Source organism: Rhodoferax saidenbachensis, assembly GCF_031457975.1.
Classification (GTDB): Bacteria; Pseudomonadota; Gammaproteobacteria; order Burkholderiales; family Burkholderiaceae_C; genus Allorhodoferax; species Allorhodoferax saidenbachensis_A.
The window spans coordinates 22,771-38,041 of sequence record NZ_JAVDXO010000002.1 but is presented as its reverse complement, the minus strand read 5'-3'; the positions used below and the strand labels follow the sequence as shown (position 1 = coordinate 38,041).

The following is a 15,271-nucleotide window of genomic DNA, read 5'->3' as shown; positions in this document are numbered from 1 at the left end:
ATGGCAGGACTCTCTCCCAACTCTCCCACCCCGCAGGCGCTGACGGTGCACGGCCAGTCCCGGGTACTGGAGGTCAGTTTTTCGGACGGCGCGAGCTTTCGCATTCCGTTTGAGCTGATGCGCATCTACTCACCGTCAGCCGAGGTACAGGGCCACGGTCCCGGCCAGGAAACCTTGCAAACTGGCAAGCGCGACGTGCAGCTGGAGGCACTGGACCCGGTGGGCAACTACGCGGTGCAGCCACGCTTTTCCGACGGCCACGACACCGGCATCTACACCTGGGACTACCTGTATTTCCTGGGCTCCCAGGCCGACCGGCTCTGGCAGGAATATGAGGACAAACTCAAGGCCGCCTACACCGAGCGCGATGCGCCCATGGCGGCCAAGGGCGGGCACAGCTGCGCCAGCCATTAAAATTGCTATTGTTTCAGGAGCTGCTCGCGCACATTCTGCGGGGGCTAGAACCATTTTTTATCCATAACCCATGACAAACACCCATTTTGGCTTCAAGACCGTTGATGAATCGGAAAAGGCCAGCCACGTGCGCGGCGTGTTCGATTCGGTTGCGCCCAAGTACGACCTGATGAACGACCTGATGTCGGCGGGCCTGCACCGTGGCTGGAAGGCCTACACCGTGCTGGTGGCCAGCCTGAAAGAGGGCGACCAGGCGCTGGATATCGCAGGCGGCACGGGAGACCTGGCCCTGGCCTTTTCCAAAAAGGTGGGGAAGAGCGGGCTGGTGGTGCACACCGATATCAACGAGGCCATGCTCTCCACGGGCCGCAACCGCTTGCTGGACGCCGGTGTTGTGCTGCCCACGCTGGTGTGCGATGCAGAAAAGTTGCCTTTTCCCGACAACCACTTCAACGTGGTGAGCGTGGCTTTTGGCCTGCGCAATATGACCCACAAGGACTTGGCCCTGGCCGAGATGAACCGCGTGCTGAAACCCGGTGGCAAGCTGCTGGTGCTGGAGTTCTCCAAAGTAGCACCACCATTGGAGAAAGTCTACGACTGGTACTCCTTCAAAGTGCTGCCGCGCCTGGGCAAATTGATCGCAGGGGACGATGCCAGCTACCGCTATCTGGCGGAGTCCATCCGCATGCATCCGGGCCAGCAAGAGCTAAAGACCATGATGCACAAAGTGGGCTTTGGACATGTGGACTATCACAACTTGACTGGCGGCATTGCCGCATTGCATGTTGGAATCAAGTGTTGAGAACAATCATTTTGGAGAAATCATGAAATTGTGGGCTTTGGGTTTGGCGCTGGTGTTGTCCTTGTCGGGCATCAATGCAGAGGCCGCCAAACGCTTGGGCGGCGGCACGTCGTTCGGCAAGCAGTCCAGCAATGTGACACAACGGCAAGCCGCGCCTGCGGCTCCAGCCGCCCCCGCGCAGGGCGTGAACAATGCAGCGGCCAAGCCGGCTCCCGCAGCCCCTGCGCCAGCGGCTGCCCCCAAACGCCCCTGGGGCGCCATGCTGGGTGGCCTGGCCGCCGGCCTGGGGCTGGCATGGCTGGCCAACTCGTTGGGCATGGGTGGAGCGTTTGGCAGCATCCTGATGTTTGGACTCTTGGCCTTGGGTGTGATGATGTTGGTGGGCTGGTTCATGCGCAACCGCAAGCCCGCAGCACCCCAGGCGTCTCCGTTTGCTTTCCAGGGGGCTGGCGCTTCGCCTGCACCGCTGGCCAAACCCTACCGTGCCGAGAACGTGGGCAACGACGCTTCGGCCCGCCCTTGGGAGCGCAATAGCATGGCGTTTGAAGCGCCACAGCAACCACCCCAAGGCGGCTCCATGATCGGCTCCGCCTTGCTGGGTTCGCAAACCTGGGGTGTGCCTGCTGGCTTTGACAGCGAAGGTTTCCTGAAGTCCGCCAAATCCAACTTTGTGACGCTGCAGGCCGCCTGGGACCGCTCGGACATTCCCGCCCTGCGCGCCATGATGACGGACGACATGCTCAAGGAAATTCAGGCCCAGCTATCCGAGCGTGAGACCCACACGGGCGCCGATGCCAACCTGACCGAGGTGGTGATGATCGAAGCCCATCTGCTCGGCATCGAAGAGCTGCCCGACGAGTACATGGCCAGCGTGGAGTTCTCCGGCATGATCCGCGAAGAGCCCTCTGCCGGCCCAAGCCCGTTCCGCGAAGTCTGGAACATGACCAAGTCCAAGTCCGGCGGCAGCGGTTGGCTGGTGGCAGGCGTGCAAGCCCTGCAGTAATAAACGTACCCGGCGTGCGTGCGCGCCGCCACGGGGGTGAGCAATAATCGGGGACTATGGCAACACAGTCCCCATTTTCTATGCTGGAAGGCTTTTTGAAAGCCCTTCCGACCCCTCCCGCTCCCCCCGCGTGGGCCGTTGAAGAAAGCCACCGCCGTGTGGTGCTTCTGCTCAACCATGTGTTGCAGCAAGAACCCCAGGCCATGGAGCGCCTGGCGCGCCAAAAGGGCAGAGTGGTGCTGAGCCAATGGCGCGATTTCACTTTCAAGGTACAGGCCACACCTGCCGGTCTGCTGGACCTGGCGCCGGCCGACGCTACCGCCGACTTGACGCTGGTGATCACCGACGAATCCCCCTTTGCGATTGCCCAGGCCCTGATGCAAGGCGACAAACCCAAGGTGCGCATTGAGGGCGATGTGCAGCTGGCCGCCGAGATCAACTGGCTGGCCGACCATGTGCGCTGGGATGTGGAAGAAGACCTCTCGCGCATTCTGGGTGACGCCCCGGCCCATCTGTTGATGCAAACCGGGCGCACTTTTGCCCAGGCGCTGCAACAGTTCGTGGGCAAGCGCGCTGCGCCGTCTGACACTGCGTCCGGCACTGCCGCATGACCCGTCTGAGCCGCGGCATTTTCATCGTCTGGGTGGCGCTGCGCTACGGGCTGGATGAGTTGGTACTCACCAGTTTCCAGAAACCTTGGTTGCACCTGCTGGCACGCATTGTCTCGATAGGGCGCAAGCTGGACGCTCCGCGTGGCCAGCGCCTGCGTGAGGCGCTGGAGCGCCTAGGCCCCATCTTTGTGAAGTTCGGCCAGGTGCTGTCTACCCGGCGCGACTTGCTACCGCTGGATATTGCCAATGAGCTGGCCAAGCTGCAAGACCGCGTGCCTCCGTTCCCTTCCGATCTGGCCGTGGCCATGGTGGAGCGGGCCTTGGGCCAACGGGTGGACGAGCTGTTTGTGTCGTTTGACCGCACGCCCGTGGCCAGCGCATCCATTGCGCAGGTGCACTTCGCCGTGCTGCGCGACCGCCAGGGCCGTGAGCGCGAGGTGGCCGTCAAGGTGCTGCGCCCCGATATGCTCAAGGTTATCGACAAAGACCTGAGCCTGATGCGCATGATGGCGGGTTGGGTGGAGGGCCTGTCGGCCGACGGCAAGCGCCTGAAGCCGCGCGAGGTGGTGGCCGAGTTCGACAAGTACCTGCACGACGAGCTGGATCTGGTGCGCGAAGCCTCCAGCGCCGCCCAACTGCGCCGCAATATGGAAGGCCTGCAGCTGGTGCTGATTCCCGAGATGCTGTGGGACTACTGCACTACCGATGTGCTGGTGATGGAGCGCATGGTGGGCGTGCCCATCAGCCAGATGGACCGCCTGCGTGCGGCGGGGGTGGATATCTCCAAGCTGGCGCGCGATGGGGTCACCATCTTCTTCACCCAGGTGTTTCGCGATGGTTTTTTCCACGCCGACATGCACCCGGGCAACATCCAGGTCAGCCTGGACCCTGCCACGTTTGGCCGCTATATCTCGCTGGACTTTGGCATCGTGGGCACGCTCACCGAGGTGGACAAGGAATACCTGGCGCAGAACTTCGTGGCCTTCTTCCGGCGCGACTACAAGCGTGTAGCCGAGCTGCACATCGAATCGGGCTGGGTGCCAGCCACTACCCGGGTGGACGAGTTGGAAGCTGCAGTCCGCGCGGTGTGTGAACCCTATTTCGACCGGCCCCTGAAAGAAATTTCTCTCGGCATGGTGCTGATGCGCCTGTTCCAGACCTCGCGCCGCTTCCATGTGGAAATCCAGCCCCAGTTGGTCCTGCTGCAAAAAACCCTGCTCAATATCGAAGGTTTGGGCCGCGAGTTGGACCCCGAGCTGGACCTGTGGGCCACTGCCAAGCCTTTCTTAGAGCAGTGGATGCTGGAGCAGGTCGGTCCGCAAAAGCTTATCAATGAACTCAAGGCCCAAGCCCCGCGCTACGCCAAGCTGATTCCCGAGCTGCCTGCGCTGCTGCACCAGTTTTTGCAGCAACGCGGTACCGACAACAGCCAACTGGTGCAGGAGCTGCTGCTGGAACAAAAGCGTACGAATCGCCTGCTGCAGACCCTGGTGGCCGCGGTGATCGGGTTCGCGCTGGGCATGGTGGTGATGCAGATTGTGGTGCGCGTTGGGGTTTTCTAAGCGCCACATATAATTGAAGGCTTTGCAACTCGATGTCAGAGCCATACTTCCATGCCCATATACGCCTATAAATGCGAGTCCTGCGGGTTTGCCAAGGACGTATTGCAAAAAATCTCCGACGCGCCCCTGCAAGACTGTCCCACCTGCGGGCAATCCACCTTCAAAAAACAGCTGACGGCCGCTGGCTTTCAGCTCAAGGGCTCCGGCTGGTACGTGACCGACTTCAAGGGTGGTAGTGCGCCTGCGACCAGCGTGGCGCCAGCCACCGGCGATAGCGCTGCGGCCCCTGCTGCCAAGACCGATGCCGCGCCCGCCGCAGCCCCGGCAGCAGCCAGCCCCAGCAGCCCCACGCCTGCAGCCACCCCACCCAAATCGACTCCCTGACCCGTCCGCAGAACTGGAAACACCGTGCCCATCAAAAAATACCTGATCACCGGCCTGCTGGTCTGGCTGCCGCTGGCCATCACCGTCTGGGTGATTCTGTGGATGGTCGGCATTCTGGACGGCATCTTTGGTGGGGTCCTGTCCGGCTTCGAGGCTTTGCTGCCGGTGGCCGCCTTGCCGATGATCGACAAGCTGCGCGCCATCCATGGCCTGGGCGTAATTTTGGTAGTGCTGGCGCTGCTGCTCACCGGCGCTCTGGTGTCCAACGTGGCCGGCCGTTGGCTGGTGCGCCAGTGGGACCGCCTGTTCACCAACATCCCCATCGTCAAATCCATCTACAACAGCGTCAAGAAGGTGTCGGACACGCTGTTCTCCAGCAATGGCAATGCGTTTCGCACGGCCTTGCTGATCCAGTACCCGCGTGCGGGCAGTTGGACGATTGCGTTCCAGACCGGAACGCCCAGTGGTGAAGTGCAAAAGCACCTGAACGGCGAGTTCGTCAGCGTGTACGTACCCACCACCCCCAACCCCACCAGCGGCTTCTTTCTGATGCTGCCCAGGGCAGATGTGATCGAACTGGACATGAGCGTGGACGAAGCCCTGACCTATGTGATCTCCATGGGTTCTGTGGCGCCCCAACCAACCCATTAACAACCCGCCGCCCGCGGGGCGGCGAACTGAAAGCAAGCTATGGCCATGCGCTCCCACTATTGCGGTCTTGTGACCGAAGCCCTGCTGGGCGAAACCGTAACCCTGTGTGGTTGGGTGAATCGTCGCCGTGACCACGGTGGTGTGATTTTTGTCGATGTGCGTGACCGCGAAGGTTATGTACAGGTGGTGTGCGACCCCGACCGTGCTGACATGTTCAAGGTGGCCGAAGACATTCGCAACGAATACTGCGTGCAGATCAAAGGCCTGGTGCGTGCGCGCCCCGAGGGCACGACCAACGACAACCTGAAGAGCGGCAAGATTGAAGTGCTGTGCCATGAGCTGACCGTGCTTAACGCCTCCGTCACGCCCCCGTTCCAGATCGACGACGAGAACCTGTCCGAGACCACCCGCCTCACACACCGCGTGCTGGACTTGCGCCGCCCGTACATGCAGAACAACCTGATGTTGCGCTACCGCGTGTCCATGGAAGTGCGCAAGTTCCTCGATGCCAACGGCTTTGTGGACATCGAAACCCCTATGCTCACCAAGAGCACGCCCGAAGGCGCGCGCGACTACCTGGTGCCCAGCCGCGTGCACGACGGCCATTTCTTCGCGCTGCCGCAATCGCCCCAGCTGTTCAAACAGTTGTTGATGGTGGCCGGCTTTGACCGCTACTACCAGATCACCAAGTGCTTCCGTGACGAAGACCTGCGCGCAGACCGCCAGCCCGAGTTCACCCAGATCGATATCGAGACCTCCTTCCTGACCGAGGAAGACATCCGTGACATGTTCCAGGGCATGATCACCACGGTGTTCAAGAACACCATCGGTGTGGACTTGGGCGAGTTCCCGGTCATGACCTACCAGGACGCTGCGCGCCTGTACGGCTCTGACAAACCAGACTTGCGTGTGAACCTGCAGTTTGCAGAGTTGACCGACGTGATGAAGGACGTGGACTTCAAGGTCTTCTCCGGCGCCGCCACCATGAAGGGCGGCCGTGTGGTGGCCCTGCGCGTGCCTGGTGGTTCTAAAGAGGTTGGCGGTATCAGCCGCGGCGAGATCGATGCCTACACCGAGTTCGTCAAGATCTACGGCGCCAAGGGCTTGGCCTACATCCGCGTCAACGAGCTGGCCAAGGGTCGCGATGGTCTGCAAAGCCCCATCGTCAAGAACATCCACGACGGGGCCCTGGCTGCAGTGCTGGAACGCACCGGTGCGCAAGACGGCGATCTGATCTTCTTCGGCGCCGACAAGGAAAAGATCGTCAACGACGCCATTGGCGCCCTGCGCATCAAGATCGGCCATAGCGAATTCGGCAAGAAGAACGGCCTGTTCACTGCTGGCTGGAAGCCCATGTGGGTGGTGGATTTCCCGATGTTCGAATTCGACGAGGAAAACCAGCGCTACACCGCGGTACACCACCCCTTCACCGCGCCCAAGGCCGGCCACGAAGACTGGATGGTCACTGCACCCGAGAAGTGCATCTCGCAGGGCTACGACATGGTCTTGAACGGATGGGAAATGGGTGGCGGTTCCGTCCGTATCCACCGCGCCGACGTTCAGCAGAAGGTGTTCGACGCACTGAAGATCACGCCCGAAGAAGCTCAACTCAAGTTCGGCTTCTTGCTAGATGCGCTGCAGTACGGCGCGCCCCCGCACGGTGGTTTGGCCTTTGGTCTGGACCGCATCGTCACGCTGATGACCGGCGCTGAGTCCATCCGCGACGTGATTGCTTTCCCCAAGACCCAGCGCGCGCAGTGTCTGCTGACGCAAGCCCCCAGCCCGGTGGACGAGAAGCAACTGCGCGAACTGCACATTCGCCTGCGCAATCTGGACGCCGCGAAAGCGGCCTGATCCTACAAGCGCAGCCACGAGGCTGGTGCACAATGAAAGGGCGCTCTGTGAGCGCCCTTTTTGTTTGTCTATGCCCAAACCCTTCAAAATCCCGCAGTCCGTGCTCGTGGTGATTTACACCCCGGCTTGGGACGTGTTGCTGATCCGTCGCACGGAAGCAGACCCCAGCGCTCCGGCGTTCTGGCAATCGGTGACCGGCAGCAAAGACACCCTGGACGAACCGTGGGAGCAGACTGCTGCACGCGAAGTACTGGAGGAAACCGGTCTGGACTGCACACCGGGCAGCGCGCTGGCCCCCCATCTGCATGACTGGGGGTTGGAGAACATTTACAACATCTACCCGCGCTGGCGCCACCGCTATGCACGGGGCGTGACGCACAACCTGGAACGCGTGTTTGGCGTGCAGGTGCCAGATGGTTCGGTGGTGACCTTGAACCCGCGCGAGCACACCGACTACCAGTGGCTGCCGTACGACGCAGCTGCAGACGCCTGTTTTTCTCCCTCGAATGCGGAGGCAATTTTGCAGTTGCCCCACTACGCCAAACAGCGCCTGGGCACCGCGGCATGACCCGGCTGCGCATTGCCACCTACAACATTCACAAAGGCGTGCAGGGCCTGGGGCCCGTGCGCCGGCTGGAGATCCACAACCTGGGCCATGGGGTGGAGCAGCTCGATGCCGATGTGGTTTGCCTGCAAGAGGTGCGCAAGGTGCACCACCGCGAGGCTGCACACTTTGCCCACTGGCCCGAGTTGCCGCAGGCGGATTTTCTGGCACCTGAAGGCTACGAGGCCGTGTACCGCACCAATGCCATCACCCGCCATGGCGAACATGGCAACGCCTTGCTCTCGCGCTGGCCGGTGGTGGCACACCAGCATGAGGACATGTCCGACCACCGCTTTGAGCAGCGCGGGTTGTTGCATGTGGAGCTGCTGATCGAAGGGCGTGCAGTGCACGTGCTGGTGGTGCACCTGGGGCTGATCCGCGGCAGCCGGGTGCGCCAGCTGGGCCAACTGGTGGAGTTCGTTGCGCGCGAGATTCCGCACGATGCGCCGTTGGTGGTGGCGGGCGATTTCAACGATGGTGCTGCGGTGGTGTCGCGCCTGCTTGCGCCTGCGGGCTTGCGGGCCTACACCGTGGGTCGCTATCCCACGTTTCCGTCACGCTTGCCACTGGTGCAGCTGGACCATGTGCTGGCACGTGGTATGGAGCCCGTAGGCATCTCCGTGCCGCACGGCCGCAACTGGTGGCGCATGTCGGACCACCTGCCGCTGATTGCCGAATTTGAGTGGGCGGATGCGCAGTGACCGATGTGCCTTACACACCCGGCCACCACCTGGCGTTGCTGCAGGGCGGTACCGAGTATTTCCCGGCGCTGATTGCCGCCATTGACGCCAGCACGCAAGAGGTGCGGCTGGAGACTTACATCTTCAACTTTGATACGCAGGGGGAGGGCGTTGCCCAGGCCCTGATGCAAGCCGCCCAACGCGGTGTGCAGGTGATGGTGGTGGTGGATGGCGTGGGCACGCCCGAAGTGCCTCTGGCTTGGCGGCAGCGCTGGAACAGTGCGGGCGTGCATTGGCATCGTTTCAAGCCGCTGGGGCGGCTGGGCCTGCTGATCCCGGGGCGCTGGCGCCGCTTGCACCGCAAGCTGGCGGTGGTGGACGGTCGGGTCGCCTTTTGCGGCGGCATCAATGTGCTGGACGATTGGTACGACCCTTATTACGGAAAGCTGGAATCGCCCCGGTTTGACTTTGCCGTGCAGGTGCAAGGGCCGCTGGTGGCCGATGTGCATCGCACTATGCGGCAGTTTTGGGGGCGCTTGCAGGCCACGCGCCAGTTGGAGCGGTTGCAATGGGCGCAGGCCAAGGCCTCGCTGGTTCGCGCCACCCAGGCCACGCGAACGGAGTCCGCCGGGCCGGGTGACGTTGCTGGCTCACCAGCGGCCCTGGTGCTGCGTGACAACGTGCGTAACCGCGCCCGCATCGAGCGGGCCTACCGCAAGGCACTGGGCGCCGCACAGCACGAGGTAATCATTGCCAATGCCTACTTTTTGCCGGGCGGCAAGCTGCGCCGCGCGCTCATGCATGCGGCGCGGCGCGGTGTGCGCGTGTGCCTATTGCTCAACGGCGAGTACGAATATTTCATGCAGTACCACGGCGCTCGCCCGGTCTATGGGGCACTGCTGGAGGCGGGGGTGGAGATCCACGAGTACTCCACTGGCTTTCTGCACGCCAAGGTGGCGGTGGTGGATGGGCAGTGGGCCACGGTCGGGTCGTCCAACCTGGACCCCTTGAGTTTGCTGCTAGCGCGTGAGGCCAATGTGGTGGTACAGGACGCTGCGTTTGCCACCCAGCTGCGCCAAAGCTTGTTGCAGGCCATTGCCCAGCATGGGCGCAAGCTCGAAGGTGCGACCCACGCCCGACGGCCCTTGGGCCAGCGTGCGCTGGACTGGCTGGCCTATGGCCTGATGCGTTTGACTCTCATGCTGACCGGGCGTCGCTATTAAATTAATAGCTGCTAGCGCAATGAATACGGGGGCTAGAGGCTAAAAACCTTATAAATACAGAGCGACCAAAGGCTGGTAACATCGTTCTAACCATGAACACCCAGAGCACCATGAACCCCACCGACGCCGACGAAGGAACCCCGGTTTCCGTCAAGATCCGCGAGCGCATCCAAGCGTCGCGCAAGCGCTTTCACGCCAACGACAACATTGCGCAATTCATCGAACCCGGTGAGCTGGCCCTGCTGCTGGACGAGGTGGAAGACAAGATGAAGGGCGTGCTCAACAGCCTGGTGATCGACATCGAGCACGACCACAACACCGACAACACCGCACGCCGTGTGGCTAAGATGTATGTCAACGAGGTGTTCCGCGGCCGCTATGTGGAAGCGCCCACCATCACCGAGTTTCCCAATGTGGGCCATCTCAACGAACTCATGATCGTGGGCCCCATCATCGTGCGCAGCGCCTGCAGCCATCATTTCTGCCCGGTCATCGGCAAGATCTGGATTGGTGTCATGCCCAACGAGCACACCAACGTGATCGGCCTGTCCAAGTATGCGCGCCTGGCCGAATGGATCATGGGCCGCCCGCAGATCCAGGAAGAAGCCGTGGTGCAGTTGGCTGACCTGATCCAGGAAAAAACCCAGCCCGATGGCTTGGCCATCGTGATGGAAGCCAGCCACTACTGCATGGCCTGGCGCGGCGTGAAGGACATGGACAGCAAGATGATCAACTCGGTCATGCGCGGCGTGTTCCTCAAAGACCCCACTTTGCGCCGTGAATTCCTCTCACTGATTCCCCGGAAAGGATAAAGCCATGTTGGTCCGTTTGCTCTACGCCAGCCGTGCGATCGATTCGCGTCCCGAGGCCATCGAGGCCATCCTGACCCAGTCGCGCCACTACAACCCCACCTGCGGCATCACCGGCATCCTGTGTTATGGCGGTGGCATTTTTCTGCAGGCCATCGAGGGCGGGCGCATGGCGGTGAGCGAGCTGTATGGCCACATCCAGAAAGACGTGCGCCACAAGGACGTGGTGCTGCTGCACTACGAAGAGATCACCGAGCGCCGCTTTGGCGGCTGGACCATGGGCCAGGTGAACATGTCCAAGATCAACACCAACATCCTGCTCAAGTACGCCGAGAAGCCCGAGCTGGACCCGTATTCGGTGTCGGGCAAGGTATCCCTTGCTTTGCTGGAAGAGCTGATGGCCACCGCGTCCATCATCGGTAGAGCGTAGTCTGCGCGGATGCCGGTTAGCGCTTTAGCACTGGTCATTTTTGCCGGCCTGATTCACGCAAGCTGGAACATCGCGGCCAAGAAGGCCGGGGGGGATGCACGCTTTGCCTGCTTCACCGCGCTGGTATTGATGGTGTTCTGGGCCCCTGTCGGCCTGTGGCTGGGCTGGCAGCAGGTGCCCGGTTGGGGCGCTACCGAATGGACCTTTGTGGCCATCAGTGGTGTGCTGCACGTGGTGTATTACGTGGTGCTGCTGCGCGGCTACCGCAAGGCCGATCTCACTGTCGTCTATCCATTGGCGCGGGGCTCTGGGCCTCTGCTCTCGTCACTCGTGGCCATTCTTTTTTTGGGTGAACATATTTCCGCTTTGGGGGGCTTGGGCATCGTTGCTGTGGTGGGCGGCGTGTTTCTGGTGGCTGGTGGCCCCGGGCTGTTCCGCCAGGCGCATGACCCCCTCAAGCGCGTACGCATCCGCAAGGGCATGGTCTATGGCCTGATGACCGGTGTGTTCATCGCCAGTTACACCGTGGTCGATGGCTATGCGGTCAAGGTGCTGCTGCTCTCGCCCATCCTGATCGACTACTTTGGCAACTTTGTGCGGCTGGCATTTTTGCTGCCGCCGGTCCTGCGCGACCGCCCGGCCGCCGCCGCCCTGTGGGCGCAGCAGTGGAAGTACGCGCTCATCGTGGGCATCATCAGCCCCATCTCCTATGTGCTGGTGTTGTACGCCATGCAGGTCGCGCCCATGAGCCATGTGGCGCCCGCACGCGAGGTGTCCATGCTGTTTGCCGCTCTGCTGGGCGGACATTTGCTGGGCGAGGGTGACCGCGTGGCACGCCTGCTGGGCGCCGCCTGTATTGCCATCGGGGTGATGGCACTGGCCTTAGGGTGAGCGTATGAGCCTGCTTGTGGGCTGTGATTTCTCCAGCAGTCCGTCGCGGCGCAAGCAAATTGTGCTGGCGCTAGGTGCACAAGACCGGGGGCGGGTGGTGTTGCAGTCGTTGGTGCGCCTGGATTCTCTCGATGCCTTCTCGGCCTGGCTGACTGTGCCACGCGGCTGGATTGGTGGTTTTGATCTGCCGTTCGGGTTGCCCCGTGAGTTGGTCAACACCTTGGGCTGGCCGCTGGAATGGGAGGCCTGCATTCGCCACTTTGCGTCCTTGCCGCGTGCCGATGTCCGTGACACCTTCGCCGCCTTCTGCGCGGCCCGGCCTGTGGGGGGGAAGTTTGCCCACCGCGCCACGGATGGGCCCGCGGGCTCCAGCCCCTCCATGAAATGGGTCAATCCGCCCGTGGCCTACATGCTGCATGCGGGTGTACCGCGCTTGCTGGATGCCGGCGTGCATCTGCCGGGCCTGCAACCCGCCGTGGCGCCCCATGCTGCGCTGCGCGTGGCGCTGGAGGCCTACCCCGGGTTGCTGGCGCGTGAGGTGCTAGGCGCGCGCAGCTACAAGAGTGACGACGTGGCCAAACAAACCCCGGAACGCCTGATTGCCCGCAAGGATCTGGTTACGGCGCTGGAGATGGGCCAGACGCGCTTGCAGCTGCGCCTCAAGCTCAGCCATGCGCAGCACGATGCGCTGGTAGAGGATGCCTCGGGGGACGCGCTGGACGCCGTGCTGTGCCTGCTGCAAGCCGCCTGGGCGGAACGGCAATTGCAAGCTGGTCATCCCTGCTATGGCCTGCCAGCGGACCTGGACCCTTTGGAGGGCTGGATTTTGACCGCCTGAAGCGAGGCGATTGCTAATGCAACCTCAAGCTGCTTTGGGGGCGACGGTCTCTTCGATCTTGAGCGCCAACTGAGAAATGGCCATGGCTGCGGGGCAGCCTGGCATGCTTTGCAAGAGCAACTGGCGACGCATGATGGCCTGGCGCACAGAGTTGTCGGCCGGAATATCACCCATATGTACCAAGCGCAACTGCTTGCCGTCCTCTGACGTCACAAAGCGGTCCAGCACCTGCTGCAGCTGGGTGGTGATGGCGCGGCCATCACCCAGACGGGCGGTCTGGTTGATCACCATGCGAATGATTTTGCGTTTTTGCTGCCCGGCCAGCACCTTGATGGTGGCATAGGCATCGGTCAGCGAGGTGGGTTCGGGCGTGGCGACCACCAGCACCTCAGAGGCCAGGGAAACCGCAAACAGCACCACATCCGAAATACCGGCACCGGTGTCCAGCAGCACCACGTCGTAGTGCGGAACCAGGCCAGCCATGATACGCAGGAAGTCATCACGTACTTCGGGTGTCAGGCGCGAATACTCGACCATGCCTGAACCGGCCAACAGCACGGAAAAACCGCCGGGCGCGCGGATGATGGCGTCCTCGAGCTTGGCCTTGCCGGTGAACACGTCGTGCAAAGTGATTTTGGGGTAGAGGTTCAGGACCACATCCAGATTGGCCAGCCCCAAGTCGGCATCGAGCACCAGCACGCGGTGCCCGCGTTTGGCCAGAGCCGCGGCCAGGTTGGCCGACACAAAGGTCTTGCCCACGCCGCCTTTGCCACTGGTGACAGCCACGACCTTGCCCAAGGGCTTGAGCGGCACGCTGGTGCTGCCTTCGGCGGACTCGGGGGGATTTAGCACGTCAGACATTAATAGACCCTCTGCATGGTGCCATTGGCGTTACCACCGGAAGCCTCGGTGGCCGCACTTTCGATCCAGGCGGGATCGCCCAGAGACAAATGGCCGAAGAGAAGATTTTTCTCTTCGGCACTTACGTAAACTTCTTGCTGTTGGTCCAGAAGCACTCGGTTGCGTCCTTCTGCTTTTGCGCGGTAGAGCTGCTGGTCGGCGCGCTCGGTCCACAAGGCCGCGGTGGATCGCACCCATTCGGGCGCGAAAGCGCCGCCTATGCTGATGGTTACCTGGATGCTGACACCCGGTGCAATCGCAATCTGCATGGCTTCGATGTTGTGGCGGATGCGCTCCGCCACCACGTTGCCAAACGAGGTGTGGCAGCTGGGCAGCATGACGGAAAATTCTTCTCCACCCAGCCGGGCTACGGTGTCCATGGGGCGCACACAGCCCACCAGGCACTTGGCGATGGCCTGCAGCACCTGGTCACCGGCCTGGTGGCCGTAGGTGTCGTTGACGTTCTTGAAGTGGTCAATGTCCAGCATCAGCAGCAGGGCAGGTTCGCCGGAGCGGGCCACCACGTCAATGGCGCGGTCCACCACCGAGCGGAAATGTCGCCGGTTGGGCAAACCGGTCAGTGGGTCTTTGAGGGACAGCTCACACAAGCCATCAATGATGCCCTGCAGGTAAGCCGTTGCCGAGGCCTCGGGGGCTGGCAGGTTGATGCTTTGGTCATGGTCCAGCAGGGCGCGTGCATCCTCCAACTGCAGTTCTTGCAATTCGATGGAGGAGCGCGATATTTTGGTGACCAAGGCGTTAGGAAATGTGTTGCGAAAGTCTAACAGGAACGGTAATGCCGATGGCAAGTTTTACCCGGCGCTGACGGTGGAGAAAGGCGGCTTTCCGAGGGCATTTCCGAGGTGATTCAATGGCCGCAGACGCTGCAGTGGGGCTGGCGTGGCAGGCGCACCTCGGTCCACTCCATGGCCCGGCCGTTCAGCATCAGCAAGCGGCCGGTCAAGCTGGGTCCCAGGCCCATTAAAAGTTTAAGTGCCTCTGCGGCTTGCACCGCGCCGATGACGCCTACCAGTGGCGCGAACACCCCCATGGTGGAGCACTGGGTTTCCTCGGGATGCTCGTCGGGTGGAAAGGCGCAGGCATAGCAGGGGCTGGCTGTATCGCGCGGGTCGTACACGCTCACTTGCCCATCAAAGCGAATCGCGGCACCTGACACCAGCGGTTTGCACAGTTGCACACAGGCGGCATTGACGGCCTGGCGGGTACGGAAGTTGTCGCAGCAGTCCAGCACCACATCGGCCTGGGCCACCAGCGCCTGCAGCGATGCGGCGTCGGCCGATGCCTGCAGCGGTGTGATTCGGATCTCGGGGTTGAGTGCCCGCAGGGTCGCGGCTGCGGAGTCCACTTTGGGTTGGCCCACGCGTGCGGTGGTGTGGGCAATCTGCCGCTGGAGATTGGTCAGATCGACGGTGTCGGGGTCGACCAGAGTGATGTGACCGACACCTGCGCAGGCCAGGTACATGGCAGCCGGAGAACCCAAGCCCCCGGCCCCAATCACCAGGGCGTGTGCTGCGTTGAGTTTGTCTTGCCCCTCGATGCCAATTTCATCGAGCAGGATGTGGCGCGAATACCGCAGCAGTTCCTGGTCCTGCAT

At 62.2% G+C, this 15,271-nt stretch carries 18 protein-coding genes; 15 read left to right on the top strand and 3 right to left on the bottom strand.

The window, feature by feature from the left end; translation table 11 throughout:
- From J2X15_RS04265 to J2X15_RS04195, 15 genes are all read left to right on the top strand, one after another.
- Positions 1–414 (top strand): gamma-butyrobetaine hydroxylase family protein, encoded by a 414-nt coding sequence (locus J2X15_RS04265; protein ID WP_310339772.1) that lies wholly within the window; start codon positions 1–3, stop codon positions 412–414.
- A 70-nt stretch (positions 415–484) separates the two neighbouring features.
- Entirely contained in the window at positions 485–1,216 is a 732-nt protein-coding gene (gene ubiE, locus J2X15_RS04260; RefSeq protein WP_310339771.1) for a bifunctional demethylmenaquinone methyltransferase/2-methoxy-6-polyprenyl-1,4-benzoquinol methylase UbiE, read from the top strand.
- A gap of 22 nt (positions 1,217–1,238) precedes the next feature.
- Positions 1,239–2,219 carry a Tim44 domain-containing protein gene (locus J2X15_RS04255; protein ID WP_310339770.1) on the top strand — a complete coding sequence of 327 codons (981 nt, stop codon included), beginning with the start codon at positions 1,239–1,241 and terminating at the stop codon, positions 2,217–2,219.
- A 95-nt stretch (positions 2,220–2,314) separates the two neighbouring features.
- Entirely contained in the window at positions 2,315–2,830 is a 516-nt protein-coding gene (locus tag J2X15_RS04250) for an SCP2 sterol-binding domain-containing protein (RefSeq protein ID WP_409034248.1), read from the top strand.
- A complete protein-coding gene (gene ubiB / locus J2X15_RS04245; RefSeq protein WP_310339766.1) occupies positions 2,827–4,392 on the top strand; it encodes a ubiquinone biosynthesis regulatory protein kinase UbiB in 1,566 nt (521 codons plus the stop codon). The genes J2X15_RS04250 and ubiB overlap by 4 nt, the downstream gene beginning before the upstream one ends.
- Before the next feature lie 51 nt (positions 4,393–4,443).
- A complete protein-coding gene (locus tag J2X15_RS04240; RefSeq protein WP_310339765.1) occupies positions 4,444–4,776 on the top strand; it encodes an FmdB family zinc ribbon protein in 333 nt (110 codons plus the stop codon).
- A 30-nt stretch (positions 4,777–4,806) separates the two neighbouring features.
- Positions 4,807–5,427 carry a DUF502 domain-containing protein gene (locus tag J2X15_RS04235; RefSeq protein ID WP_310341197.1) on the top strand — a complete coding sequence of 207 codons (621 nt, stop codon included), beginning with the start codon at positions 4,807–4,809 and terminating at the stop codon, positions 5,425–5,427.
- Positions 5,428–5,466: 39 nt separating this feature from the next.
- The gene (gene aspS / locus J2X15_RS04230; RefSeq protein ID WP_310339764.1) at positions 5,467–7,281 is read left to right on the top strand and encodes an aspartate--tRNA ligase; all 1,815 of its coding nucleotides are present in this window, start codon (positions 5,467–5,469) and stop codon (positions 7,279–7,281) included.
- A gap of 70 nt (positions 7,282–7,351) precedes the next feature.
- A complete protein-coding gene (gene nudB / locus J2X15_RS04225) occupies positions 7,352–7,849 on the top strand; it encodes a dihydroneopterin triphosphate diphosphatase (protein WP_310339763.1) in 498 nt (165 codons plus the stop codon).
- Positions 7,846–8,586 carry an endonuclease/exonuclease/phosphatase family protein gene (locus J2X15_RS04220; RefSeq protein WP_310339761.1) on the top strand — a complete coding sequence of 247 codons (741 nt, stop codon included), beginning with the start codon at positions 7,846–7,848 and terminating at the stop codon, positions 8,584–8,586. The genes nudB and J2X15_RS04220 overlap by 4 nt, the downstream gene beginning before the upstream one ends.
- A 5-nt stretch (positions 8,587–8,591) precedes the next feature.
- Complete coding sequence (gene clsB / locus J2X15_RS04215; protein ID WP_409034255.1) at positions 8,592–9,788, top strand: cardiolipin synthase ClsB; 1,197 nt, start codon at positions 8,592–8,594, stop codon at positions 9,786–9,788.
- Positions 9,789–9,880: 92 nt separating this feature from the next.
- Positions 9,881–10,600 (top strand): GTP cyclohydrolase I, encoded by a 720-nt coding sequence (folE, locus tag J2X15_RS04210; protein ID WP_310339758.1) that lies wholly within the window; start codon positions 9,881–9,883, stop codon positions 10,598–10,600.
- 4 nt (positions 10,601–10,604) lie between these two features.
- Positions 10,605–11,027 (top strand): BLUF domain-containing protein, encoded by a 423-nt coding sequence (locus J2X15_RS04205; protein WP_310339757.1) that lies wholly within the window; start codon positions 10,605–10,607, stop codon positions 11,025–11,027.
- A gap of 9 nt (positions 11,028–11,036) precedes the next feature.
- Positions 11,037–11,918, top strand: coding sequence for an EamA family transporter (locus J2X15_RS04200; protein WP_310339755.1), 882 nt, complete (start codon positions 11,037–11,039; stop codon positions 11,916–11,918).
- A gap of 4 nt (positions 11,919–11,922) precedes the next feature.
- Entirely contained in the window at positions 11,923–12,756 is an 834-nt protein-coding gene (locus tag J2X15_RS04195) for a DUF429 domain-containing protein (RefSeq protein ID WP_310339754.1), read from the top strand.
- 24 nt (positions 12,757–12,780) lie between these two features.
- On the opposite strand, the gene J2X15_RS04190 is transcribed toward J2X15_RS04195, so the two are convergent.
- The 3 genes from J2X15_RS04190 to J2X15_RS04180 all read right to left on the bottom strand — a co-directional run bounded on the left by J2X15_RS04190 (position 12,781) and on the right by J2X15_RS04180 (position 15,271).
- A complete protein-coding gene (locus tag J2X15_RS04190) occupies positions 12,781–13,617 on the bottom strand; it encodes a MinD/ParA family protein (RefSeq protein WP_310339753.1) in 837 nt (278 codons plus the stop codon).
- Positions 13,617–14,411: a GGDEF domain-containing protein gene (locus tag J2X15_RS04185; protein ID WP_310339752.1), complete on the bottom strand. Its 795-nt coding sequence runs from the start codon at positions 14,409–14,411 to the stop codon at positions 13,617–13,619. Before J2X15_RS04185 ends, J2X15_RS04190 begins: the two co-directional genes overlap by 1 nt.
- A 113-nt stretch (positions 14,412–14,524) precedes the next feature.
- Positions 14,525–15,271, bottom strand: a complete 747-nt coding sequence (locus J2X15_RS04180) for a HesA/MoeB/ThiF family protein (RefSeq protein WP_310339750.1) — start codon at positions 15,269–15,271, stop codon at positions 14,525–14,527.